Annotated in this window: 20 protein-coding genes; 14 read left to right on the top strand and 6 right to left on the bottom strand. The window is 71.0% G+C overall.

What is annotated here, in order from left to right; all coding sequences use genetic code 11:
• The first annotated feature begins 250 nt into the window (after positions 1-250).
• Together PSQ21_RS17015 and PSQ21_RS17010 are read left to right on the top strand one after the other, a co-directional pair.
• Positions 251-1,738 (top strand): PP2C family protein-serine/threonine phosphatase, encoded by a 1,488-nt coding sequence (locus tag PSQ21_RS17015; protein ID WP_274031372.1) that lies wholly within the window; start codon positions 251-253, stop codon positions 1,736-1,738.
• A 176-nt stretch (positions 1,739-1,914) separates the two neighbouring features.
• Positions 1,915-3,393, top strand: a complete 1,479-nt coding sequence (locus PSQ21_RS17010; protein WP_274031371.1) for an aminopeptidase P family protein — start codon at positions 1,915-1,917, stop codon at positions 3,391-3,393.
• Between the two features lie 36 nt (positions 3,394-3,429).
• Here PSQ21_RS17010 and PSQ21_RS17005 read toward each other — a convergent pair whose 3' ends face one another.
• Positions 3,430-3,948 carry an ATP-binding protein gene (locus PSQ21_RS17005; RefSeq protein WP_274031370.1) on the bottom strand — a complete coding sequence of 173 codons (519 nt, stop codon included), beginning with the start codon at positions 3,946-3,948 and terminating at the stop codon, positions 3,430-3,432.
• 292 nt (positions 3,949-4,240) lie between these two features.
• Between PSQ21_RS17005 and PSQ21_RS17000 the strand changes: the two genes are divergently transcribed.
• From PSQ21_RS17000 to PSQ21_RS16960, 9 genes are all read left to right on the top strand, one after another.
• Positions 4,241-5,101, top strand: coding sequence for a hypothetical protein (locus PSQ21_RS17000; RefSeq protein ID WP_274031369.1), 861 nt, complete (start codon positions 4,241-4,243; stop codon positions 5,099-5,101).
• A 151-nt stretch (positions 5,102-5,252) separates the two neighbouring features.
• Complete coding sequence (locus tag PSQ21_RS16995; protein ID WP_274031368.1) at positions 5,253-5,999, top strand: YcnI family copper-binding membrane protein; 747 nt, start codon at positions 5,253-5,255, stop codon at positions 5,997-5,999.
• Positions 6,000-6,044: 45 nt separating this feature from the next.
• Positions 6,045-6,704 (top strand): SCO family protein, encoded by a 660-nt coding sequence (locus PSQ21_RS16990; protein ID WP_274031367.1) that lies wholly within the window; start codon positions 6,045-6,047, stop codon positions 6,702-6,704.
• Positions 6,701-7,150 (top strand): copper chaperone PCu(A)C, encoded by a 450-nt coding sequence (locus PSQ21_RS16985; protein ID WP_274031366.1) that lies wholly within the window; start codon positions 6,701-6,703, stop codon positions 7,148-7,150. Before PSQ21_RS16990 ends, PSQ21_RS16985 begins: the two co-directional genes overlap by 4 nt.
• 12 nt (positions 7,151-7,162) lie before the next feature.
• Positions 7,163-9,109 (top strand): copper resistance CopC/CopD family protein, encoded by a 1,947-nt coding sequence (locus PSQ21_RS16980; protein WP_274031365.1) that lies wholly within the window; start codon positions 7,163-7,165, stop codon positions 9,107-9,109.
• Positions 9,110-9,114: 5 nt separating this feature from the next.
• Positions 9,115-10,485 carry an iron uptake transporter deferrochelatase/peroxidase subunit gene (efeB, locus tag PSQ21_RS16975; protein WP_274031364.1) on the top strand — a complete coding sequence of 457 codons (1,371 nt, stop codon included), beginning with the start codon at positions 9,115-9,117 and terminating at the stop codon, positions 10,483-10,485.
• Positions 10,486-10,591: 106 nt separating this feature from the next.
• Positions 10,592-11,527 carry a prephenate dehydratase gene (gene pheA / locus PSQ21_RS16970; RefSeq protein ID WP_274031363.1) on the top strand — a complete coding sequence of 312 codons (936 nt, stop codon included), beginning with the start codon at positions 10,592-10,594 and terminating at the stop codon, positions 11,525-11,527.
• A 701-nt stretch (positions 11,528-12,228) separates the two neighbouring features.
• The gene (serS, locus tag PSQ21_RS16965; protein ID WP_274031362.1) at positions 12,229-13,506 is read left to right on the top strand and encodes a serine--tRNA ligase; all 1,278 of its coding nucleotides are present in this window, start codon (positions 12,229-12,231) and stop codon (positions 13,504-13,506) included.
• Positions 13,503-14,318: an HAD family hydrolase gene (locus PSQ21_RS16960; protein WP_274031361.1), complete on the top strand. Its 816-nt coding sequence runs from the start codon at positions 13,503-13,505 to the stop codon at positions 14,316-14,318. Before serS ends, PSQ21_RS16960 begins: the two co-directional genes overlap by 4 nt.
• A gap of 63 nt (positions 14,319-14,381) precedes the next feature.
• Here PSQ21_RS16960 and PSQ21_RS16955 read toward each other — a convergent pair whose 3' ends face one another.
• The 5 genes from PSQ21_RS16955 to PSQ21_RS16935 all read right to left on the bottom strand — a co-directional run bounded on the left by PSQ21_RS16955 (position 14,382) and on the right by PSQ21_RS16935 (position 18,943).
• A complete protein-coding gene (locus PSQ21_RS16955) occupies positions 14,382-15,074 on the bottom strand; it encodes a hypothetical protein (RefSeq protein WP_274031360.1) in 693 nt (230 codons plus the stop codon).
• Between the two features lie 317 nt (positions 15,075-15,391).
• Complete coding sequence (locus PSQ21_RS16950) at positions 15,392-16,111, bottom strand: ABC transporter permease (RefSeq protein ID WP_274031359.1); 720 nt, start codon at positions 16,109-16,111, stop codon at positions 15,392-15,394.
• 30 nt (positions 16,112-16,141) lie between these two features.
• A complete protein-coding gene (locus PSQ21_RS16945; RefSeq protein ID WP_274031358.1) occupies positions 16,142-17,053 on the bottom strand; it encodes an ABC transporter ATP-binding protein in 912 nt (303 codons plus the stop codon).
• Positions 17,050-17,958 carry an ABC transporter permease subunit gene (locus tag PSQ21_RS16940; protein ID WP_274031357.1) on the bottom strand — a complete coding sequence of 303 codons (909 nt, stop codon included), beginning with the start codon at positions 17,956-17,958 and terminating at the stop codon, positions 17,050-17,052. The genes PSQ21_RS16945 and PSQ21_RS16940 overlap by 4 nt, the downstream gene beginning before the upstream one ends.
• Positions 17,948-18,943: an ABC transporter ATP-binding protein gene (locus PSQ21_RS16935; protein ID WP_274035800.1), complete on the bottom strand. Its 996-nt coding sequence runs from the start codon at positions 18,941-18,943 to the stop codon at positions 17,948-17,950. The genes PSQ21_RS16940 and PSQ21_RS16935 overlap by 11 nt, the downstream gene beginning before the upstream one ends.
• 370 nt (positions 18,944-19,313) lie before the next feature.
• Between PSQ21_RS16935 and PSQ21_RS16930 the strand changes: the two genes are divergently transcribed.
• From PSQ21_RS16930 to PSQ21_RS16920, 3 genes are read left to right on the top strand one after another with little or no spacing between them, the layout of a single operon-like run.
• Positions 19,314-19,700, top strand: coding sequence for a M24 family metallopeptidase (locus PSQ21_RS16930; protein WP_274031356.1), 387 nt, complete (start codon positions 19,314-19,316; stop codon positions 19,698-19,700).
• A complete protein-coding gene (locus tag PSQ21_RS16925; protein WP_274031355.1) occupies positions 19,697-21,469 on the top strand; it encodes an SDR family oxidoreductase in 1,773 nt (590 codons plus the stop codon). Before PSQ21_RS16930 ends, PSQ21_RS16925 begins: the two co-directional genes overlap by 4 nt.
• Positions 21,466-22,404 (top strand): MerR family transcriptional regulator, encoded by a 939-nt coding sequence (locus PSQ21_RS16920; protein ID WP_274031354.1) that lies wholly within the window; start codon positions 21,466-21,468, stop codon positions 22,402-22,404. Before PSQ21_RS16925 ends, PSQ21_RS16920 begins: the two co-directional genes overlap by 4 nt.
• Positions 22,405-22,643: the final 239 nt, after the last annotated feature.

Below are 22,643 nucleotides of genomic sequence, written 5' to 3'. Positions count from 1 at the left end.
GGCGGGGCGTCACGTTCACGGGTAAGGACGCCCGAACCCGCTGCCGGGTTCCTGAGCGATCACCACCGCACCCGCGCATCACCGTCTACGTACCCAGCATGCCCGGAATGACGCTCCTCCGGCGACTTGACCCCGGAGGTACCCCTGTTGAGCAGCCCCAGTCGATCGTAAATAGCATCCATAGGGTGCAAATTTCGGCCAAGTTAACCGACACTGGGAGAGCACGAATCGCCCGGCCCCCGAAGGGACAATGCTGGACATCGGGTTACTTGTGCGTGTACATGTGGATGCATTGATAGTGGCGCAGAATCACATGGGGGTTTGCGATGCTATTCGACGAATCACACCGGTCGGAAAGCTGGCTGCCATGAGCGCCCCACACCTGCCGAAAGTGGCTGGAATCGATCCAGAAGTTCCGGTTTCAACGCACACTTCCGCTCCCCTGACGGAGATCCCGGGGCCGCCCGGAGCCTTCATCCAGGACCGGCTCGCGGGCTGGGTCTCGGACCTCACGACGCTGCACGAACTCACCGAACGGCTGGCCGGTACGAACACGCTCGACGATGCCCTGAACGAGCTGCTGCACGCCGGAGCCGCCCTCGTCGGAGCCCGCCGCGGGCTTCTCGTTCTGGAACCGGCGAACGGCGAAGGCCCCTTCGCCACCCTCGGCCTCGGGCTCAGCCACGCCGAGCTCGGCCACATCGCGACCGTGCCGCGCTCGGCCACCGCGCTCGGCCGCGTCCTCGACGGGCTGCCGGACACCGCCGGCGGGGTCGTCAGCCCCGATCTGCTCGCCGAGAAGGACCTGGACCCCCGGCACCGCGAGGTCGCCGCCCGGCTCGGCTACGCCGCCGACTACGCCCTCCCGCTCGCCTCCGAGGCGGCCGGCCGCCTCGGCGCGGCCGTCTGGCTCTACGACGAACCGGCCGAGCCCGCGCAGAAGCAGCGTCACCTCGCCGGCCTCTACGCGCGCTACGCCACCGAGCACCTGGCCCGCCTGATCGAGCTGGAGCGCGCCCGCGCGGACGTCGCCGCCGTCGCCGAGGAGCTGCTCCCCAGCCGGCTGCCCCGGATCCCCGGCGTCCAGCTCGCCGCGCGGCACCGCACCGGCCCCCGGGGCGGCGGCGACTGGTACGACGCGCTGCCACTGCCCGACCGCACGCTCGGCCTCGCCGTCGGCTCCGTGGGCGGGTCCGGGCCGAGCGCCATGGCCGCCATGGGCCGGCTGCGCGCCAGCCTGCGGGCGTACGCCGTGATGGAGGGCGAGGACCCCGTCGCCGTCCTCTCCGACCTGGAACTGCTGCTGCGGCTCACCGAACCCGCGCGGACCGCGACAGCCCTCTTCGCCTACTGCGAGCCCGCCGCCCGCAAGGTCGTGCTGGCCGGGGCCGGGCACACCCCGCCCCTGGTGATCGGCGAGCGGCGCTGCGAGTTCGTCGAGACCACGCTCTCCGCGCCGCTGGGGATGCTCGCCTGCTGGGAGGCGCCGAGCGTGGAGTTCAGCCCGGCGCCAGGCGAAACGGTGCTGCTCTACACGGACGGGCTGCTGCGCCGCACCGGGGACACGATGGACCGCGCCTTCGCCCGGCTGCACTCCGCCGCCTCCTCCGTACCGAGGTCGGACCGGCACGATCCGGCGGCCGTCGCCGACCACGTCCTGCGCACGGTGCTTCCCGACGGTCTCGACCGGAGCGACTCCTCCGAGGACGTCGTGATCCTCGCCGCCCACTTCGACTGACCGCCCACTTCGACTGACCGCCCACGTCGAGCGGCCACCCACGTCGGGCGACCGCCCGCTGCGTGGTGAACGCCCACGTCGGACGACCCCGGTAACAGGCCTTTCGGCCCTGGGCCCCCTTCCGTACGCCCGTACGATGGGTGATGGTTCAGTGTCGTAACAAGGAGAGACAAATCGTGTCTGAGGAGCTCATCCCGGAGACCCCGGAGCAGGAGACCGAAGAGAACGAAGCAGCGGAGGCGATCAAGCAGCGGAAGAACGGCCTCTACCCGGCCGTCTCCGACGAGCTCGCTGCGAACATGAAGTCGGGCTGGGCCGACACGGAGCTGCACGATCTCCAGCCGATCGCCCAGGCCGAGCACACCGCCGCCCGGCGCGCCGCGCTCTCCGCCCGCTTCCCCGGTGAGCGCCTGGTCATCCCCGCGGGCCACCTGAAGACCCGCTCCAACGACACCGAGTACGCCTTCCGCGCCTCCACCGAGTACGCGTACCTCACCGGTGACCGGACCCAGGACGGCGTGCTCGTCCTGGAGCCGAAGGGCGGCGGCCACGAGGCGACCCTGTACCTGCTGCCGCGCTCCAACCGGGAGAACGGCGAGTTCTGGCTCGACGGCCAGGGCGAGCTGTGGGTCGGCCGGCGCAACTCCCTCTCCGAGGCCGAGCAGCTGCTGAACATCCCCGCGAAGGACGTCCGCGAGCTGCCCGCCGCGCTGGCCGAGGCCACCGGCCCGGTCCGTAACGTGCGCGGCCACGACGCCGGCATCGAGGCCGCCCTCACCGACAAGGTGACCGCCGAGCGCGACGAGGAACTGCGCGTCTACCTCTCCGAGGCCCGCCTGGTGAAGGACGCCTTCGAGATCGCCGAGCTGCAGAAGGCGTGCGACGCCACCGCGCGCGGCTTCGAGGACGTCGTGAGGAGCCTGGACAAGGCCGAGGCGACCAGCGAGCGCTTCATCGAGGGCACGTTCTTCCTGCGCGCCCGCATCGAGGGCAACGACATCGGCTACGCCTCGATCTGCGCCGCCGGTCCGCACGCCACCACCCTGCACTGGGTCCGCAACGACGGCGACGTGCGCGCCGGCGAGCTGCTGCTCCTGGACGCCGGCGTGGAGACCCATGACCTCTACACCGCCGACGTGACGCGCACCCTGCCGATCAACGGCACGTTCTCGCCGCTCCAGCGCAAGATCTACGACGCGGTGTACGAGGCACAGGAGGCGGGCATCGCCGCCGTGAAGCCCGGCGCCACCTTCCGCGACTTCCACGACGCCTCGCAGCGCGTGCTCGCCGAGAAGCTCATCGCGTGGGGCCTGCTCGGCGACCTGGACGTGGACAAGGTCCTGGAGCTCGGCCTCCAGCGCCGCTGGACCCTCCACGGCACGGGCCACATGCTCGGCATGGACGTCCACGACTGCGCCGTCGCACGCACCGAGGCGTACGTCGACGGCGTCCTGGAGCCGGGTGTCTGCCTGACCGTGGAGCCGGGTCTGTACTTCCAGGCCGACGACCTGACCGTGCCGGAGGAGTACCGCGGCATCGGCGTCCGGATCGAGGACGACATCCTCGTCACCGAGGACGGCAACCGGAACCTCTCCGCCACGCTGCCCCGCCAGGCGGACGAGGTCGAGGCCTGGATGGCGCGGCTGAAGGGCTGACCCACCGCCGTACCTCCCGGGAGGGCGCGCCGCTCACTAGACCGTGAGCAGCGCGCCCTCGCGCCATTTCAGGACCTTGTCGAAGCGCACCACCGCGCCGTGGCCCGGCCGGTTGCCGAACTGGACGTGGTCCGAGAGCTGCTGGATGAGGTCGAGGCCTCTGCCGCTCTCGGCTTCGGCGTCCCCCGGGGGGAGCGGGTGCTGCGGGTGCTGTTCGGATTGCGCGGCTGGGCGAAGCGCGCGCCGGGCGGGAAAGCCCGGCCCCGAGTCGCTGACCTCGATACGGCATTTCTCGCCGTCGAGATAGGCCGTGACCCGGTACTGCCCGGAGTCCGCGGCGGGGCGTCCGTACCCGGAATCCCCCGGCTCCCCGAGAGCCGTGCGGTCGCCGCCGTGTTCGACGGCGTTCGCACAGGCCTCGCTGAGCGCGAGCGACAGGTCGAACGAGATGTCCGGATCCACCCCTGCGGTTTCCATGGTGCCGAGCAGAAAACGACGGGCGAGCGGGACGCTCGCAGCTTCGCGCCGCAAATGGAGAGACCACCAGATGCTCATCTTTCAGCCTCCTGGCTGCGGCTCGACGTATCGATACGTATTGCCGCACTCGACACCTCGTAAGCACGGATCGGGTGAAGGAGCCCTCATTCGGCGGATGCGGATGTTCGACCGCCCGGTGTATGGATCCGCCCGGCACCAGGTCACCGGGCGTCCGTCCGGTGGCCCGGGGTGCGGCCCCCGGTCCGTACATCCCCCGCGAACAGACGCAACAAGCACGGTTGGGGACGGAGTCTGATCTTCCGGACCTGCCGTACGGCGGAGGGGGGTGCAGTGCGATGATGTCCCGGCCATGTCCACGCCTCTCGCACACGCCGGAGCCGGTCTGCGGCTCATGAGGGCCGCGGTGTTCACCGCGGCCTGCGTCGTGCTGTCCGCGGCCGGACACACGTTCGCCGCCGGGTCGGCCGTCCCCGCGTGGACCCTGCTCGCCGGATTCCTCGCCGTCCTCGCCGTCGCCACGGTCCTCGCCGGACGGGAACGTTCCCTTCCGTCGATCGTGGGCGCGCTGGCCGGCGGGCAGATCCTCCTGCACGTGCTCTTCGCGTACGGCAGCCACGCCAGTGCGCCGGCCGCCGCGCCGACCGGCGGCGACAACCCGCTCATCCGGTTCGCCGCCGGTCTCGTCTGCGGTGCGGGACCGGAGCAGCTGAACGCGTCCGACGCCCACCGCATCGTCTCCTCCGCCGGCATCGACCCGTCGACGCTCGCGGGCGCCCACGGTCATCTCGCGGACGGCGGGGCCGGAACGGCCGGGGCCGTCGCTTCGGCGTCCCCGGACGGCGCCTCCGGTATCGCGCAGGTCTGCGCCGCGGTGTTCGCGCTGCTGCCGAGCCTGCCGATGTTCCTGGCGCACGTCCTCGTCGCGCTCGCCACCGGCTGGCTGCTGCGGCGCGGCGAGATCGCCCTCTTCGGGCTGGCCCGGCTCTCCGCCCACAGCGCCCAGGCCCTGGCGGCCGGGGCCCGGCTGCGGTCCCTGCGGGCCGCGCTCGCCCTCGTCCGCGCGCTGCGGGCCGGGGCGCGCGGGCAGCTCACCGCCGGACCGCGCGTTCCGCGTCACTTCGACGAGGTGCCGGTGCCGGCCGACGGCGACCCTCTGCAGCACTTGGTGATCAGGCGCGGGCCTCCGGCCCCGTACGCCCTCGCAGCCTGACGCGACGCCTCCACCGCCCCCGCGGGGCCCGTCCGTGCACGTCGACCCTGTGCACGCACGCCCACGGAACCGGACCACGAGGTGTCGTGACGCCGCCGCGCACCCGCGCGCCGGACCACCGTGTTCCGTTTCCCCTGTGGAGATTCCTGCCATGAAGCTTTCCCGTATCGCCCTCGCCGGCGGCGTCGCCGCGTCCACCGTCCTGCTGATCGCCGGCCCGGCCGCCGCCCACGTCAGCGTCCAGCCGGTCGGCGAGGCCGCCAAGGGCGGATACGCCACGCTCAACTTCAAGGTCCCCAACGAGCGCGACCAGGCCTCGACCGTGAAGCTCGAAGTCAACTTCCCGGCCGACCACCCGCTGTCGTCCGTCACCCCGCAGGCCGTCCCCGGCTGGAAGATCGACATCGCCAAGAGCAAGCTCGACAAGCCTCTTGAGGTGCACGGCAAGAAGATCACCGAGGCCGTCTCCAAGGTGACCTGGACCGCGGACGAGGGCGAGATCGCCCCCGGCTACTTCCAGCAGTTCCCGGTCTCCGTCGGCGCGCTCCCCGAGGACGCCGACCAGCTCGTCTTCAAGGCGATCCAGACGTACGACAACAAGGAAGTCGTCCGCTGGATCGAGGAGCCCACGGCCGGCGGCGAGGAGCCCGCCAGCCCGGCCCCGGTCCTGAAGCTGACCGCCGCCGCCGAGGGCCACCACGGCGGCGCGGCCGACGACGCCAAGGAGTCCGACGGCCAGAAGGCCGCCGGCGCCGACGCGTCGTCCAAGGGGAGCAGCACCGCCGCGTCCTCCTCCTCCAGCGACACCACCGCCCGCACCCTGGGCATCATCGGCATCGTCATCGGCATCGGTGGCATCGCGTTCGGCGTGCTCGCCGGACGCCGCCGCTCGGCCTGACCTGCCGGTTCCCTCACCCGCACCACGTTCAGGACACCTCACCCCATGCGCAACACAAAAGCAGTGACGGCCGTGGCGTTCGCCGCCGCGGCCGCACTGGCCCTCTCCGCCTGCGGCACCGCTGACGACAAGGCGGAGTCCTCGTCCATCGCCGACGTCAGCGCCGCGCCGAAGAACAAGGCCGCGACCGTCCTCGACCAGCCGTTCACCAAGCCGGACCTCGTCCTCACCGACACCCACGGCAAGGAGTACGACCTCCGCGAGGCGACCAAGGGCAAGCCGACGCTCATCTACTTCGGCTACACCAACTGCCCCGACGTCTGCCCGCTGACCATGAGCAACATCTCCCTCGCCAAGCGGGAGCTGCCCAAGGCCGACCAGGAGAAGCTCCAGGTCGTCTTCATCACCACCGACCCCGAGCGCGACACCCCCGCCTCGCTCGGCAAGTGGCTCTCCGCCCAGGACCCCTCCTTCACCGGCCTCACCGGCGACTTCCCGGCCATCCAGGCCGGGGCGCGGCAGATCGGCATCGGTATCGACGCGCCGAAGAAGGAGAAGGACGGAACCGTCGTCTCGATGCACGGCGCCCAGGTCATCGCCTTCTCCCCGAAGACGGACAAGGGGTATGTCCTCTACGGCGAGGACACCACCGCCGATGAGTACACGAAGGACCTCCCCAAGCTGCTCAAGGGGGAGGCTCCGTGAACCGTCGCGCAGCCCTCGCCGGCGCCCTGGCCCTCACCACGGGGCTGACGCTGGCCGGGTGCTCGTCGGACAGCGCGAAGCCCGACCTGAAGGTCGTCGGGGCGTATCTGCCGCAGCCCGTCAGCGACATGGCCGCCGGGTTCCTCGTCGTCCGGAACAGCGGCGGCGCCGGGGACCGGCTCACCTCGGTGACCAGTCCGCTCTCCGACGACGTCACGATCCACAGGACGAAGAACCAGAAGATGCGCGAGGTCTCCTCGTTCGAGGTGCCCGCGAACGGCGAGCTCGATCTCGAACGCGGTGGCAACCACATCATGTTCATGAAGCTCAAACAGAAGCCCCAGCAGGGCGAGAAGGTCCCCGTCGAGCTGCACTTCGAGAAGGCCGGCCCCATCACGGTCGACCTGCCGGTGAAGGAAACCACCCACAACCCGAAGAAGCAGTGAGGGACTGAACCCATGTCTGCCACCGCCCCGTACACCGGACCGTCCCCGATACGACGGCCCGTCGCCGTCGCCGCGCTTCTCGCCGCGCTGATCAGCCTGGTCTTCGGGCTGCTGCTGGCCGGCGCGGGCCCGGCGTCCGCGCACGCCGCCCTCACCGGGAGCGACCCGCGGGACGGGGCGGTGGTGGACACCGCGCCCAAGGAGGTCACCCTCAGCTTCTCCGAGGCCATCGCCGTGGGCGACGACTCCATCCGGGTCCTCGACCCCAGCGGCAAGCGCGCCGACACCGAAGCCGAACCGCGCGATCTCTCCGAGGGCTCCACCGTCCGCTACGGCGTCGCGCTCCACTCCGGCCTGCCGGACGGCACCTACACGGTGGCCTGGCAGGCGATCTCCGCCGACAGCCACCCGATCTCCGGCGCGTTCACGTTCTCCATCGGCGCCCCGTCCGAGACCACGGTGGCCCTGCCCTCCCAGGAGGCGGGCGGCGGCCCGGTCGGCGTCGTCTACGACATCGCGCGCTACGCCGCGTACGGCGGATTCGTCCTGCTCGTCGGCGGCAGCGCGTTCGTCCTGGTCTGCTGGCGGCGCGGCGCGACCGCCCTGCCGATGCAGCGGCTCGTGGTGCGGGGCTGGCTCACGCTGACCGCGGCGACCCTGGTCATGCTGCTGCTGCGCAACCCGTACACCGGAAGCGGGAAGTTCGCCGACGCCTTCGACCTCGCCGGCCTCCAGTCCGTCCTGGACACCAAGCCCGGCGCCGCCCTCGTCTCCCGGCTGCTGCTGCTCGGGGCCGCCGCCCTGTTCATCGCCGTGCTCTTCGGCACGTACGCCCGGCGCGAGGACGAACAGGAGAAGAAGGACCTCACCTTCGGCCTCGCCGTCGGGGGCGGGGTGGTCGCGGCGGGCATCGCCGCCACCTGGGCGATGTCCGAACACGCCTCGACCGGCATCCAGACGAGCATCGCCATGCCGGTGGACGTCCTTCACCTGCTGGCCGTCGCCGCCTGGCTCGGCGGGCTCGCCTCGCTCCTGGTGGCGCTGTACCGGACGCCGGACATCGGGAGCGCCGCGGTCCGGCGCTTCTCCGCGGTCGCGTTCGGCAGTGTCGTGGTCCTGGCCGCGACCGGGATCTACCAGTCCTGGCGGCAGGTCGGCTCCTGGTCGGCGCTGACCGGGACGCGCTACGGCCAGCTGCTGATCCTCAAGGTGGCGCTGATCGCCGTCCTGCTGGCCGTCGCGTGGTTCTCCCGGCGCTGGACGGGGCGGCTGACGGACACCGCCGTCGCCTCCTCCGGAGCCGAGGAGGAAGAGGAGGCCGCCGCGCCCGAGCCGGAGAGCACCGCCCCGGCCGCGTCGGCGGAGGCTTCCGACGAGGTCGCCCCCGAGCGCGCCGCACAACTGGCCCGTCAGCGGGCCGTCCTGACCGCGACCAAGAAGAAGCGGATACGGGACGCCGACCCGGAGCGCTCCGGGCTGCGCCGCTCGGTCCTGGCCGAAGCCGCCGTCGCCGTCGTCCTGCTGGCCGTCACCACCATGCTGACCTCCACCGAGCCGGGCCGTACCGAGGAGGAGGCCGCGGGCGGCGCCACCGCGGCCACCGCCCCCGCCGCCGGCGTCCCGGTCAACCTGAGCATGCCGTTCGACACCGGCGGCGAGAACGGCAAGGGCACCGTCCGCATCGACATCGACCCCGGCCGCACCGGATCCAACGATCTGCATGTGTGGATCGACGGCAGCGACGGCGAGCCGATGGACGTCCCCGAGCTGAAGCTGGCCCTCACCCTGAAAGCGAAGGACATCGGCCCGCTGCCGGTCGTCCCGGACCGGCTGGCCGAGGGGCACTGGACGGCGAGCGGCGTACAGATCCCGATGGCCGGGGACTGGAAGGTCGACGTGACCGTACGGACGTCGGACATCGACCAGGTCACCATCGACGACAACGCGAAGATCGGCTGAGCACGGTGAGCAAGACCGAGAAGCAGACCCCCGGCACGACCGCCCCCACCGGCGCTCCGGGCGGCGACCGCACCGGCTCCGCGGGCCGCGACCGCACCGGCTCCGCGGGCCGCGACCGCTCCGGCGGTACCGGCGTATCGCGGCGGCGGCTGCTGGGCACGGCGGGTGCGGCGGGCGCCACGGGGCTGGTGCTGGGAGCCGGGGCCGGGGCCGCCGGGTACGCCGCCACCCGCCCCGAGGAGACGGCCGCGCTGACGACCGTCGGGGCGACCGAGGCGATGTTTCACGGGAAACATCAACCGGGGATCACCACTCCGCTTCAGGCCCGGGGCCACCTCGTCGCCTTCGACCTGGCAGCGGGCGCCGGGCGCAAGGAGGCGGCCGCGCTGCTGCGGCGCTGGTCCGCGGTGGCGAAGGAGCTGATGGCGGGCCGCCCCGCGGCGGGCGGGCCGGACGGCCCCGGGCACGACACCGGGATCGCCCTGGACGCCGGGCCGTCGTCTCTGACCGTCACCTTCGGCTTCGGTCGTACGTTCTTCGCGCGCACCGGTCTCACCGCCCGCCTGCCCGCGGCGCTCGACCCGCTGCCCGCGTTCTCCGCCGACGCCCTCGACGCCGAGCGGTCGAACGGCGATCTATGGGTCCAGATCGGCGCGGACGACGCGCTGGTCGCCTTCCACGCGCTGCGGGCCCTCCAGAAGGAAGCCGCGGGCACGGCACGGGTGCGGTGGCAGATGAACGGCTTCAACCGCTCCCCCGGCGCGACCGCCCGGCCGATGACCGCCCGCAATCTGATGGGCCAGATCGACGGGACCGGAAACCCGAAGCAGGACGACGAGGACTTCGACCGGCGCGTCTTCGTCCCCGCCTCCCCCGGGAAGCCGCAGGAGTGGATGGAGGGCGGTTCGTACGCCGTCGTCCGCCGGATCAGGATGCTCCTGGACGACTGGGAGAAGCTTCCGGTGGAACGCCAGGAGCGGGTCATCGGGCGGCGCAAGGCGGACGGGGCGCCGCTGAGCGGAGGGACCGAGACCACGGAGATGGACCTCGACAAGGCAGGCCCGGACGGCAGGCTCGTGATCCCCGACAACGCCCACGCCCGGATCTCCTCGCCCGAGAAGAACGGCGGGGCCGCCATGCTGCGCCGCCCGTTCTCGTACCACGACGGCATCGCGGAGGACGGCACTCCGGACGCCGGGCTCCTCTTCATCTGCTGGCAGGCGGACCCGTTCCGCGGTTTCGTGCCGGTGCAGCGCAAGCTCGACCGGGGCGACGCGCTGTCGCCGTTCCTCCGGCACGAGGCGAGCGGGGTGTTCGCGGTCCCGGGCGGGGCGGCGGAGGGCGAGTACGTGGGACAGCGGCTGCTGGAGTCGTAGGGGGCCGAGCGGTCGGCGAGCATGCCCGGGGCACAGGCCGCCGGAGCCGCCCGACCGTATTCTGAGACAGCGCGGCAGGCGTCGCGGGGCGCATTAGGGTGACCGTATGTCAGCCACGCGGTACGCCTATCTCGGTCCCGAAGGCACCTTCACCGAGGTCGCTCTACGCACACTCCCGGAGGCCGCCACCCGGGAACTCGTCCCGATGGTGTCCGTGCCGGCCGCCCTGGACGCCGTACGCGGCGGTGAGGCGGCGGCGGCGCTCGTGCCGATCGAGAACTCCGTCGAGGGCGGCATCACCGCGACGCTGGACGAGCTGGCCGGCGGGGAACCGCTGATGATCTACCGCGAGGTGCTGCTCTCCATCACCTTCGCGCTGCTGGTACGGCCCGGGACCAAGCTGTCGGACGTCAAGACGGTCACCGCGCACCCGGCCGCCCAGCCGCAGGTCCGCAACTGGATGGCGGCCCACCTCCCGGGGGCCCTCTGGGAGTCGGCGGCGTCCAACGCGGACGGGGCCCGGCTGGTCCAGGAGGGGCGGTACGACGCCGCGTTCGCCGGGGAGTTCGCCGCCGCCACCTACGGCCTGGAACCGCTGGTGACGGAGATCCACGACGCGGAGAACGCCCAGACGCGCTTCGTCCTGGTGGGCCGGCCCGCCCGGCCCTCCGCACCGACCGGCGCGGACAAGACCTCCGTGGTGATCCGGCTGGGCGACGACCACCCCGGCGCCCTCCTGGAGCTGCTCCAGGAGTTCGCGGTGCGCGGCGTCAACCTGATGCTGATCCAGTCCCGCCCGACAGGCGAGGGCATCGGCAACTACTGTTTCGCCGTGGACGCCGAGGGACACATCGCGGACCGGCGGGTCGGGGAGGCCCTGATGGGGCTGAAGCGGATCAGCCCGAACGTGCGGTTCCTCGGCTCGTACCCGCGGGCGGGCGTCTCCCCGGACGAGGTGCGGCCGCTGCGGGCGGGCACGTCGGACGCGGCGTTCATCGAAGCCGCCGACTGGCTGGCGCGCAGCCAGGACGGCCGGATCTGACAGAAGGGCCGGAGAAGCCCCGGCGCGAAGGCCCCTGGCGGCGCCCTTGCGCGAAGGCCCCTGGGTGGTGTCCTTGCGCGCTCCGCGGCGGTGCGATCTACAGATAGTCACGCACTCCGGGGAGTTATCCACAGGAGGGTTCTCGACCTGGGGACAAGTCGACACCCTCATGCGACATCGTCGACAAATCGACCCAGTCACCTCAGAGCCTTCCACAGAGGCACCAGGCGGCACGAGGCGCCCGAGTCACCCCCATTCCCTTGATCAACACTTTAAAGCGAGGAATTCCCACCCGAACGAGCACGTGGAACGGGTTTGGGCGGGGATTCCACGGGGCTTCGCCCGAGTTCCGGAACTACACCCTCCAGCATCCACAGAACTTCCACACAGCCTGTGGATAACTATTCCGACCCGAAACCCCTGTGGACAACGGCGCCCGACGCGCCCCCAACTCCCGCCCCACCCAAGGCGGGTACGTCAAGGAAGACTGAACCTTCTGCCCTGTTCAGGGGAATTAACCACCGTTATTGACCCCTCGCCCCACCCGGCCCCACCCCGCCCCGCCCCGGCAAGGCGTCGACGCCGGCTTCCACACCGTCAGCGATTCCCCCCTCAGGAATATCAATTCCGGCAATTCGGTCAAAGTGACACGCTCGGTGATATCGGTTCGAGTGCGAGAACCGCACCGGTAGCCTGGAGGGGTGATTGACCTTCGCCTGCTCCGTGAGGACCCCGACCGTGTTCGCGCCTCCCAGCGCGCCCGTGGAGAGGACGTCGACCTCGTCGACGCCCTGCTCTCCGCCGACGAGCTGCGCAGGTCGTCCGGCGTCCGCTTCGACGAACTCCGCGCCGAACAGAAGTCCCTCGGCAAGCTGATCCCCAAGGCCACCCCCGAGGAGCGCACCGAGCTCCTCAAGAAGGCCGAACAGCTCAAGGCCGACGTCAAGGCGGCCGACGCCGCCCAGGACGAGGCCGACGCGGACGCCAAGCGGCTCCTGCTCCAGCTCGGCAACATCGTCCACGAGGACGTGCCGGTCGGCGGCGAGGAGGACTTCGTCGTCCTGGAGACCCACGGCACCATCCGGGACTTCGGCGCGGAGGGCTTCGAGCCCAAGGACCACCTGGAGATCGGCGAGGCGCTGGGCGCCATCGACATGGAGCGCGGGGCCAAGGTCTCCGGCTCGCGGTTCTACTACCTCACGGGCATCGGCGCGCTCCTGGAGCTCGCCCTCGTCAACGCGGCGATCGCCCAGGCCACCGAGGCCGGCTTCATCCCGATGCTCACCCCGGCGCTGGTCCGCCCCCGCGCCATGGAGGGCACCGGCTTCCTCGGCCAGGCCTCGGAGAACGTGTACCACCTGGAGAAGGACGACTACTACCTGGTCGGCACCTCCGAGGTCCCCCTCGCCGCGTACCACATGGACGAGATCATCGACGCCGACAAGCTGCCCCTGCGGTACGCCGGGTTCTCCCCGTGCTTCCGCCGCGAGGCCGGCACGTACGGCAAGGACACCCGCGGCATCTTCCGCGTCCACCAGTTCGACAAGGTCGAGATGTTCTCGTACGTCGACCCGGCCGACGCCGAGGCCGAGCACCGCAGGCTCCTCGACTGGGAGAAGCAGTGGCTCACCGCCCTCGAACTGCCCTTCCAGGTGATCGACGTCGCCACCGGTGACCTCGGCTCCTCCGCCTCGCGGAAGTTCGACTGCGAGGCGTGGATCCCGACCCAGGGCAAGTACCGCGAGCTCACCTCCGCGTCGAACTGCGACGGCTTCCAGGCCCGCCGCCTGTCCGTCCGGATGCGCGAGGGCAAGAAGGTCCAGCCGCTGGCCACGCTGAACGGCACGCTCTGCGCCGTACCGCGCACGATCGTGGCGATCCTGGAGAACCACCAGCTCCCCGACGGTTCGGTCCGGGTGCCCGAGATGCTCCGCCCGTACCTGGGCGGGCGCGAGGTCCTGGAACCGGTCGCCAAGTGACCTTCCCCTACAAGCTCGTCGCGACCGACCTCGACGGCACACTGCTGCGCGGGGACGACACGGTCTCCGAGCGGACCCGCGAGGCTCTGGCCGCCGCCACGGCGGCCGGCGCCGCGCACATCATCGTCACCGGACGTGCGGTCCCCTGGACCCGGCACATCCTGGACGACCTCGGTTACGAGGGGCTCGCGGTCTGCGGTCAGGGCGCGCAGGTCTACCACGCGGGCGAGCACAAGCTGCTGACCTCGCTGACCCTGGACAGGCAGCTCGCCGGACTCGCGCTGTCCAAGATCGAGGCGGAGGTCGGCCCGCTGCACCTGGCGGCTAGCCGCGACGGACTCGACGGCGAGGTGCTGGTGGGCCCCGGCTACCGGGTGCAGGAGGGGCCGCTCCCGTACCTCTTCGTGGACGACGCCACCGAGATGTGGACCGCCCCCCTCAACAAGGTCTACATACAGCACCCGGAGCTGGACGACGACGCGCTGGCCTTCGCCGCGCGGGCGGCGGTCGGCAGCCTGGTCGACGTGGTCATGGCCGGGGCCGGTGTGGTCGAGATCCTGCCGCTGGGCCTGAGCAAGGCGACCGGCCTCTCGCTGGCCGCCCGCCGGCTCGGCGTGAAGGCGGCCGACACGATCGCCTTCGGCGACATGCCGAACGACATCCCCATGTTCGGCTGGGCCCACCACGGCGTGGCCATGGCCAACGCCCACGACGACCTCAAGGCCGTCGCCCACGAGATCACGGCGTCCAACGAGGACGACGGCATCGCGGTGGTGCTGGAGGAACTGCTCCGCCCGGCGCCCGTGCGGTAGGCCGCCCATCTGACAGCGCGACAGCGGCCCGGCACCGTTTCCCACGGTCCCGGGCCGCCGGTCTCAGCGCTGCCCGCTACGGCGGCGCAGATCCTTCAGCTGCCGGGCGAAGGAGTCCAGCCGTCCGTCCAGGCGCACGACGTCCTGCCGCACATCCGTGAGCCGCAGGCTCATCGCCCCGACCACCTGGTGCGTCAGCTCCACCTTGCGGTCCAGACTGTCGAGCCGCTCCGACATGCGCACCAGCACCGGCCCCAGCTCCTGCAGCGCACTGCCGACGCCGGTGAGGCAGCTCTCGATGCGCGTGACGCGCCGGTCGAGGGAGGCGTACTGCGTGCGCAGCGACTCCTCGGCGTCGAGGAGGTACGTACGCACACATCGGGCGATGTCGCTGTCGCGAAGAAGCATGGCGATGTTGAGGACGGTGCGGCGGGTGTAGAGGGTCAGCCGCGTGGCAGCCTGTGGATAACTTTCCCGCCCTTCCTTCCATAGGGACAACATGTCCCTATGGAAGATCTGCAGCTCAGCGCCGCGCAGCAGGATGAGACCGTTCTCTTCGACCTCCGCCCGATGTCGCTGCGTCACCTTCTTCACGACCTCTGTGGATACTTCGAAGTAGCGAGCCACGTCCTCTGTGCGAACGTGAATTCCGTCCGGGAGCATGACCAGACTCTTCACCTTGTCGAGGACATCGACGCGCCCCATCTGCTCCCCGCGCAGCGCGCGCGATTCGAGCAGGGCGACTTCCGTGGGCATGGGTGTGCCTTTCGTACGAGGGAATGACGAGGACGGCCCACACCCCGGGCTTCAGGGGTGGAGGACGCTCACGGTTGCCACTCACTCGATGACCGGTCCGGTGGGCTGGGCCTCACCCGGTGCCGGCATTCCCCGATTTCACGATCGCTACGACGCCACGGATTCCAGTTGCCTCCACGCAGCCTGCCCAACGACCCGATAAACGTACGGTTACGCGCACATCTGTCCGCTCATACGACGGCCCCCGCCCATGTCCGAAAGGGCGGGGGCCGTCGACGCGCGCGAAGGCTCAGGCCGAAAGGCTCAGGCCGGAAGGCTCACTCCTCGCCCGCCAGCTTCAGCGCCCGCAGCTTCTGGCCCGCGTACCAGGTGGCGGCGACCGTGACCGCGGCCAGCAGGACCGTGGCGAGCGGCAGGCCGACATCCGAGGTCACCGCACCGTCGCCCGCGACCTTCTGGGCGACCGCCAGGGACCACTGCTGGACGCTGAGCGTCCGCGCGCCGGGCACCAGGCTGCCGAACAGCGCCTCCCAGACCAGCGCGTAGACCAGGCCGAGGACGACCGCGTGCCGGCTGACCGTGCCGAGCAGCAGGAACAGGGCGCTGTACGCGATCGAGGCGACCAGGGCCGCGATCGTGTAGGCGACGGCGACCTGCTGCCCGTTGCCGTTGAGGATCAGACCCGCGAGAAGCGTCGGCAGGGCCGAGAACACCATGGTCACCGCGATGGCCACGATCAGCTTGGTGAAGATGATCGTGGGTCGTTTCACCGGCTTGGCGAGCAGGTAGACGATCGAGCCGTCGTCGATCTCGGGGCCGATCGCGCCGGTGCCCGCGATCACGCCGATCAACGGCACCATCGTGGCGATGGCGAAACCGCCGAGGACGTCCGAGGCGACCTGGTCGTCGGTTCCGGCGAACATGCGCACGGCCGCGGCGATCAGCAGCAGCAGTGCGGGCAGGACGAACAGGATGGCGGCCCGGCGCCGGCCGAGCAGGGCCCGGTAGGTGAGCCGGGCGACTGTGGGGTCGTACATGACGGTGCACAGCTCCTTTCAGGCCACTACTCAGGCCGCTACGAGGTAGGAAAAGACCGATTCGAGGGACTCGTCGGACGGTGAGACGGTGAGCAGCCGAATGCCCTGCTCACGGGCCACCCTCGGCAGCAGTTCGGTGAACCGCCCGAAGTCGACGGCCTGGATGCGCAACGCCTTCTCGGTCACGTCGACCTCGATGCCCGCCGTGGACGGGTCGGCGATGAGTGCGGCGGCGAGGGCCCGGTCGTCACTGGAGCGCACCAGGTAACGGTGCGGCCGGTCCGTCATCAGCCGGCGGATCTTCCGGAAGTCACCGGACGCGGCGTGACGGCCCGCCACGATCACCTCGATGTGCGAGGCCAGCTGCTCGACCTCTTCGAGGATGTGGGAGGAGAACAGGACCGTGCGCCCCTCGTCCCCCATCCGCCGCAGCAGTTCCATCAGCTGCATCCGCTGGCGCGGGTCCATCCCGTTGAACGGCTCGTCCAGGAGCAGCACCGAGGGCTCGTGGACCAGCGCGGACGCCATCTTCACGCGCTGGCGCATGCCTTTGCTGTACGTGGAGATCTTGCGGTCCTGCGCGTACTCCATCTGGACCGTGGCGAGCGCCTTCTGCGCTTCGGCGCCTCCCAGACCCTGGAGTTCGGCGTTGGCGACGACGAACTCCTTGCCGGTGAGGAAGTCGTACATCCCCTCCCGCTCCGGGACGATGCCGATCTCCTTGTAGACGGCCTCGTTGCGCCAGATCGGCCGGCCGTCGAGCGTGACCTTCCCGGTCGACGGGGCGAGGAATCCGCCCATCATGTTGATGAGGGTGGACTTTCCGGCGCCGTTCGGGCCGAGGAGTCCGGTGACGCCGGGCTCCACGGTCATGGAGACGTCGTTGACGGCGACCACGTTGCCGAACCAGCGGGAGGTGTGGTCGATCTCGATGGTGGTCACAGCCCGACCCTCCGGTAGCGGCGCATCAGGACGGCGTACGAGCCGGCGACGAGCGCGAGAACAACGATCAGGTAGACCACACCGGCCCCGGCCCCCGGGCCTTCCCCTCCGGGGAAGGCGGAGGTCGCGCCGAGGTACGCGGTCTGGACCCCGTCGATCAGCGTGATCGGCGAGAAGAGGCCGAGCCACTGCACGGCCCCTTCCGAACCGGTCTCCCAGGCGATGGCCTGGAGCGTGGAGACGGCGCCGTAGGTGATGGTCAGGAGGGCGATCACCGCGGCGACGCCGAAGCCGCGCCGCGGGGTCAGGGCGGCCATCACGAGGCCGAGACCGGCGAACAGCACGGACAGCAGCGCCACCGACACCAGTCCCTGGCCGAACCACATGGTCTGATCGGCGAAGTCGAACTTCGCGAGCAGAGAGCCCACATAGAGGATGAGCAGCGGTGCGCCGGTGAGGATGAAGAGCGCGGTGGCGGTGGCGGCGAACTTCGCCGTCACGTAGTCGGCGCGTTCGATCGGCCTCGAGAAGTACAGGGGGACGCTCTTGAAACGGAGGTCCCTGGATACCGCCTGCGGTGCCTGGGCGGCGATGAACAGGCCGATGACGGCCTGGAGGTAGAGCGCGTACGAGGTGTACTCGACCACCAGTTTGCTGGCGTCCGGGGCGGCCATGGAGACCGCCACCAGGATCGCCGCGACCAGCGCCATCACGCCGAACAGCAGCATGGGCAGCACCTTGGACTTGGCGGAGCGGCCCAGTCCGAAGGAGCCCCGCAGCGTCTGCGAGAACAGGGAGCGGCGGGCGTAGGCCCGGCCGAGCCGGGGTCCGTCGTAGGAGCGGTAGCCGATGTTGTGGATCCGGGAGGCGTCGCGCCCGGCCGCGGTCCCGGTCTCAGTGCTCATCGCGACCGCTTCCCTTCTGCTGTACGGCCCCGGTGGCGGCCGGGACGGCGGTGCCGTGCGCCCCGCCCTGTTCGGTACGGAAGACCTCGGCGATGTGGTGGCGGCGCTGTTCCATGCGGACCAGGCCGAGTCCGAGCCCGGCGACGCTGTCGCGGACCAGGTCGTACGTGTCCTCGTCGGCCGCCTCGATCAGCAGGATGTGGCCCGCGCCCGGCAGCCCCTCGGTGTCGATCCCGTCGTGGCCGACGAGGGTGACCCCTGCGTCGGTGAGCACCTTGCGCAGCGCGCCGGTGCCGTCGGGGTGGGTGTCGCTGTCGGTCACCTCGACCGCGAGGGTCGCGGTGGTCTGGGTGAAGTCGCTGGTGGAGCTGGAGCGCAGAAGGGTTCCGCCGTCGATGACGACGACGTGGTCGCAGGTGCGTTCCAGCTCGCCCAGGAGGTGCGAGGTCACCAGCACGGAGATGCCGAAGTCGGTGTGGATCCGGCGGATCAGGCCGAGCATCTCGTCACGGCCGACCGGGTCCAGGCCGTTGGTCGGCTCGTCGAGGAGGACCAGTCGGGGGTCGTGGACGAGGGCCTGGGCCAGCTTCACCCGTTGCTTCATGCCGGTCGAGTAGCCGCCGATGGGGCGATAGCGCTCCTCGTAGAGGCCGACGTGGCGCAGGGTGTCGGCCGTGCGCTCGCGGGCCGCCGTCGGCGGCAGACCCGACATGCGCGCCATGTGCACGACGAACTCGGTCGCCGAGACGTCGGGCGGCAGGCAGTCGTGCTCGGGCATGTACCCCACCCGCTCCCGGATGGCGGCGCCGCTGGTCGCGACATCGAGCCCGAGCACTGCGGCCCGGCCTTCGGTGGCGGGGGAGAGACCCAGCAGGATCTTGATCAGTGTGGACTTGCCGGCTCCGTTGGAACCCACCAGACCGGTCACACCCGGTCCGATGTCCAACGTGAGCCGGTCAAGCGCGGTCACCCGGGGGAACCGCATGCTCAGGGCTTCGGTAGCGATTACGGCTGTCACGGACATGACGTTAGTGGCGCGGGCCGATGAGGTCGTCAGCCCTGACGGCTGGATCCGCGTCAGACTCCAGGCGTACGCGCCCGTAGGGGACCCCGCGAAGGACGAGACGGGAACTCGGGGGCGGACGGCGCGACCGGGGTCCACCAGGGTCGGGGCCCGGGTTCCCAGGGGCGGCGGCGTCCGGGTCCCGTCCGGCAGGGCCGGAGTTTTCCCCAGGGCGGACACATGGGTTGTCCACAGGAGGCGAGACCCCCTTGACGCAACCGCTGGACATTGTCACATTCATCAGTGTCACGTTACGGGCACGTACCGCACACGGCAGGGAACGGACGGTGGCATGACCGGCATGATCTCGGCAGTGCAGCACGAAAGCGTCCCGGAGCCGCGGGGGTTCAGGGAAGTCCAGCGCCTGGCCTACGCCTGCGCCTGCGCGGAGGCGGTCGCCGGTCAGCTGCGATCGGGGGTGACCGAACGCGGGGCGGCCCGGATGCAGCGCGCGTGGCTGCGCGAGCGCGGTGTGCGCGACTGGTTCCACCTCCCGTTCGCCTGGTTCGGTGACCGCACCGCGTTCCGCCGGGTTCAGGGTGCCGCTGCGGGTACGGGCGCGAAGTTCGAGGAGATCCTGGTCGTCACCGACTCCAGGGATCCCGAGCAGAGCGCCTTCTGGCTGGACGACGATCTGCCGCACGTGCGGCGCTGGACCGAGGAGAGGGTGGCGGCGTGAATCTGTCCCGAGCACGTGAGCGACGCGTGGTCACGGGCGGCGTCGAGCTGTGCGTCGCCGAGCTGGGCGACGCCGGCCGGCCGACCGTGGTGCTGGTCCACGGCTATCCGGACAGCAAGGAGGTCTGGTCGGACGTCGCCGTCCGGCTGGCCGAGCGCTGGCACGTGGTGCTGTACGACGTGCGGGGGCACGGCGCGTCCACCGCACCGAAGCCGCTGCGCGGCGGCTTCACCCTGGAGAAGCTGACCGACGACTTCCTGGCCGTGATCGACGCCGTCAGCCCGGACCGGCCGGTGCATGTGGTCGGTCACGACTGGGGGTCCGTCCAGGCCTGGGAGTTCGTCACGGTCGGCCGGACCGAGGGCAGGATCGCCTCCTTCACCTCGATGTCCGGGCCGTCCCTGGACCATTTCGGGCACTGGATCAAGCGCCGGATGAGCCGCCCCACCCCGCGCCGGGTCGGCCAGTTGCTCGGCCAGGGCGCGAAGTCCTGGTACGTGTACATGCTCCACACGCCGGTCCTGCCGGAGCTCGCCTGGCGCGGCCCGCTCGGGAAGCGGTGGCCCCGGATCCTGGAGTGGATGGAGAAGGTGCCCGCGGGCGACTACCCCACCGCGTCCCTCCCGGACGACGCGGCGCACGGGGCGTGGCTCTACCGCGACAACGTCCGCGCCCGGCTGAGCCGGCCCCGCGCGGACGCCTTCGCCCACGCACCCGTCCAGCTGATCACGCCGACCGGGGACTCCTTCCTGTCCGAGCGGCTCTACGACGGGCTGGAGGACTGGGTCCCCACGCTGGTGCGCCGCTCGCTTCCGGCCAAGCACTGGGTGCCCCGCACCCGGCCGGACCAGCTGGCCTCCTGGGTCGACGAGTTCGTCACCGCGAACGAGTCCGCCGGGCGGGAGGGTGCGCCCGCGCAGCAGACGGTGGCGCAGAGCCCCTATGCGCAGCGGTTCGGCGGTCAGCTGGTCCTGGTGACGGGCGCGGCCTCCGGGATCGGGCGGGCCACGGCGTTCGCGTTCGCCGAGGCGGGCGCCCGGGTCGTTGCCGTGGACCAGGACGCGGAGGGGGCCGCCCGGACCGCGGAGCTGGCGCGGCTGATCGGGGCTCCCGCGGCCTGGGGCGAGGCGGTCGACGTCAGCGACGAGGACGCGATGGAGAAGCTCGCCGCCCGGGTCGCCGCCGAATACGGCATCGTCGACGTCCTGGTCAACAACGCCGGGATCGGGCTGGCCGGCTCCTTCCTGGAGACCACGAGCGAGGAGTGGAAGAAGGTCCTCGACGTCAATCTGTGGGGGGTCATCCACGGCTGCCGGATCTTCGGCAAGCAGATGGCGGACCGGGGCCAGGGCGGCCACATCGTCAACACGGCGTCGGCGGCCGCCTTCCAGCCCTCCCGGGCACTGCCCGCCTACAGCACCTCGAAGGCGGCCGTGCTGATGCTCAGCGAATGCCTGCGGGCCGAGCTGGCGGAGAAGTCGATCGGGGTGAGCGCGATATGCCCCGGCATCGTCAACACCAACATCACCGCCACCGCGCGCTTCGCGGGGGCCGACGCGGCGGAGGAGAAGCGGCTGCGGAAGCGGGCGATCCGTCTCTACGGCCGGCGCAACTACCCGCCTACGAAGGTCGCCGACGCGATCCTGCGGGCCGTCGTGCGCAACCAGGCGGTGGTGCCGGTGACCCCGGAGGCCCGCGGAGCGCGGCTGCTGTCCCGGCTGAGCCCCGGGGCCCTGCGCTCCGTCGCCCGGCTGAAGCCCCCGCTGTGACCGGGGCCGGGGCACAGGCCGCCGAGTACCGGATCGAGGACCTGGCCCACGCCAGCGGGGCCACGGTGCGCACGATCCGCGCCTATCAGGACCGGGGGCTGCTCCCGACGCCCGAGCGGCGCGGCCGGGCCAATGTGTACCGCGAGACCCATCTGGCCCGACTGCGGCAGATCGCGGACCTGCTCGACCGGGGCTACACCCTGGCCAGCATCAAGGAGTTGCTGGAGGCATGGGACGCGGGACGCGGGCTCGGCGGGGTGCTCGGTCTGGTCGCGGAGGTGCACGGCCCGTGGACGGACGAAGAGGCCGGCCGGATCAGCCGCCGGGAGCTGGACGCGAGGTTCGGCGGACGGCAGGACGACGAGGCCATCGCCGAGGCGGTGGAACTCGGCGTGCTGGAACGGGTGCCCGGCCGGGACGACGAATTCCTCGTGCCCAGCCCGCAGGAGCTGTCGGTGGCGGTCGAGTTGTACGGAGCCGGGGTCCCGCTGTCCGCGATCTCGGGCCACCTGAGAGAGCTTCGCGGTCAGGTGGAGCACATCGCCTCCCGTTTCCTGGAGTTCACCACCGAGCACGTCTTCGCCCGCTATCTCGGCCACCGACCGCCCACCGACTCCGACGCGGTCGAGGCGGCGTCGCTCGTGCGGCGCCTCCGGCCGCTGGCACAGCAGACGGTGGACGCCGAACTGGCCCGCGCCATGCGGACGTTCGCGACGCGCCATCTGCATCATCACCTCGGCGCGGATGAGACGGCGATCGCCGAGGACGCGACCCGCCCCGTGCTGCTCCCGGCCCGGACAACACAGGCCGTCGAGGCTCTGGTTGGCGCGGAGCGCGTGGCGGACTTCGTGGCGGCGGCCACGGAACGGGAAGTGCAGGCCCGCACGTTGGACGATCTCGCAGCAACACACGCCAATGCGGGCAATATTGGCTAAAACCCCTAAACCGCAAGAGGGTTGTCCACAGAACCGCCAAATAGCTTGTGGATAACCCGAGTTCGCTGTGGATCAAACCTGACGGAGGAAAAAAAGCCGAAGAACTGCGGAAGAACGAAAACCCGACGAGCCGACGACCCGAAGAGGCTACGACCCGAAGAGGCTACGAGCCGACGAGGGGACGAGCCGACGAGGGGACGAGCCGAAATGCGGATGCGCGGCAGAGCCCTCACGGGCAC

The sequence above is a fragment of the Streptomyces sp. MMBL 11-1 genome (assembly GCF_028622875.1).
GTDB lineage: Bacteria > Actinomycetota > Actinomycetes > Streptomycetales > Streptomycetaceae > Streptomyces.
Note: the sequence above shows the minus strand (reverse complement) of the source record. Positions and strands in the feature narration are given on the sequence as shown.

What these genes read in the sequence shown, in the direction of transcription:
- PSQ21_RS17015 (WP_274031372.1), top strand. Translation starts at nt 251, where the DNA reads ATGCTGGACATCGGGTTACTTGTGCGTGTACATGTGGATGCATTGATA.
- PSQ21_RS17005 (WP_274031370.1), bottom strand. Translation starts at nt 3,948, where the DNA reads ATGAGCATCTGGTGGTCTCTCCATTTGCGGCGCGAAGCTGCGAGCGTC.
- PSQ21_RS17000 (WP_274031369.1), top strand. Translation starts at nt 4,241, where the DNA reads ATGTCCACGCCTCTCGCACACGCCGGAGCCGGTCTGCGGCTCATGAGG.
- PSQ21_RS16995 (WP_274031368.1), top strand. Translation starts at nt 5,253, where the DNA reads ATGAAGCTTTCCCGTATCGCCCTCGCCGGCGGCGTCGCCGCGTCCACC.
- PSQ21_RS16990 (WP_274031367.1), top strand. Translation starts at nt 6,045, where the DNA reads ATGCGCAACACAAAAGCAGTGACGGCCGTGGCGTTCGCCGCCGCGGCC.
- PSQ21_RS16980 (WP_274031365.1), top strand. Translation starts at nt 7,163, where the DNA reads ATGTCTGCCACCGCCCCGTACACCGGACCGTCCCCGATACGACGGCCC.
- pheA (WP_274031363.1), top strand. Translation starts at nt 10,592, where the DNA reads ATGTCAGCCACGCGGTACGCCTATCTCGGTCCCGAAGGCACCTTCACC.
- PSQ21_RS16955 (WP_274031360.1), bottom strand. Translation starts at nt 15,074, where the DNA reads ATGCCCACGGAAGTCGCCCTGCTCGAATCGCGCGCGCTGCGCGGGGAG.
- PSQ21_RS16950 (WP_274031359.1), bottom strand. Translation starts at nt 16,111, where the DNA reads ATGTACGACCCCACAGTCGCCCGGCTCACCTACCGGGCCCTGCTCGGC.
- PSQ21_RS16940 (WP_274031357.1), bottom strand. Translation starts at nt 17,958, where the DNA reads ATGAGCACTGAGACCGGGACCGCGGCCGGGCGCGACGCCTCCCGGATC.
- PSQ21_RS16935 (WP_274035800.1), bottom strand. Translation starts at nt 18,943, where the DNA reads ATGCGGTTCCCCCGGGTGACCGCGCTTGACCGGCTCACGTTGGACATC.
- PSQ21_RS16930 (WP_274031356.1), top strand. Translation starts at nt 19,314, where the DNA reads ATGACCGGCATGATCTCGGCAGTGCAGCACGAAAGCGTCCCGGAGCCG.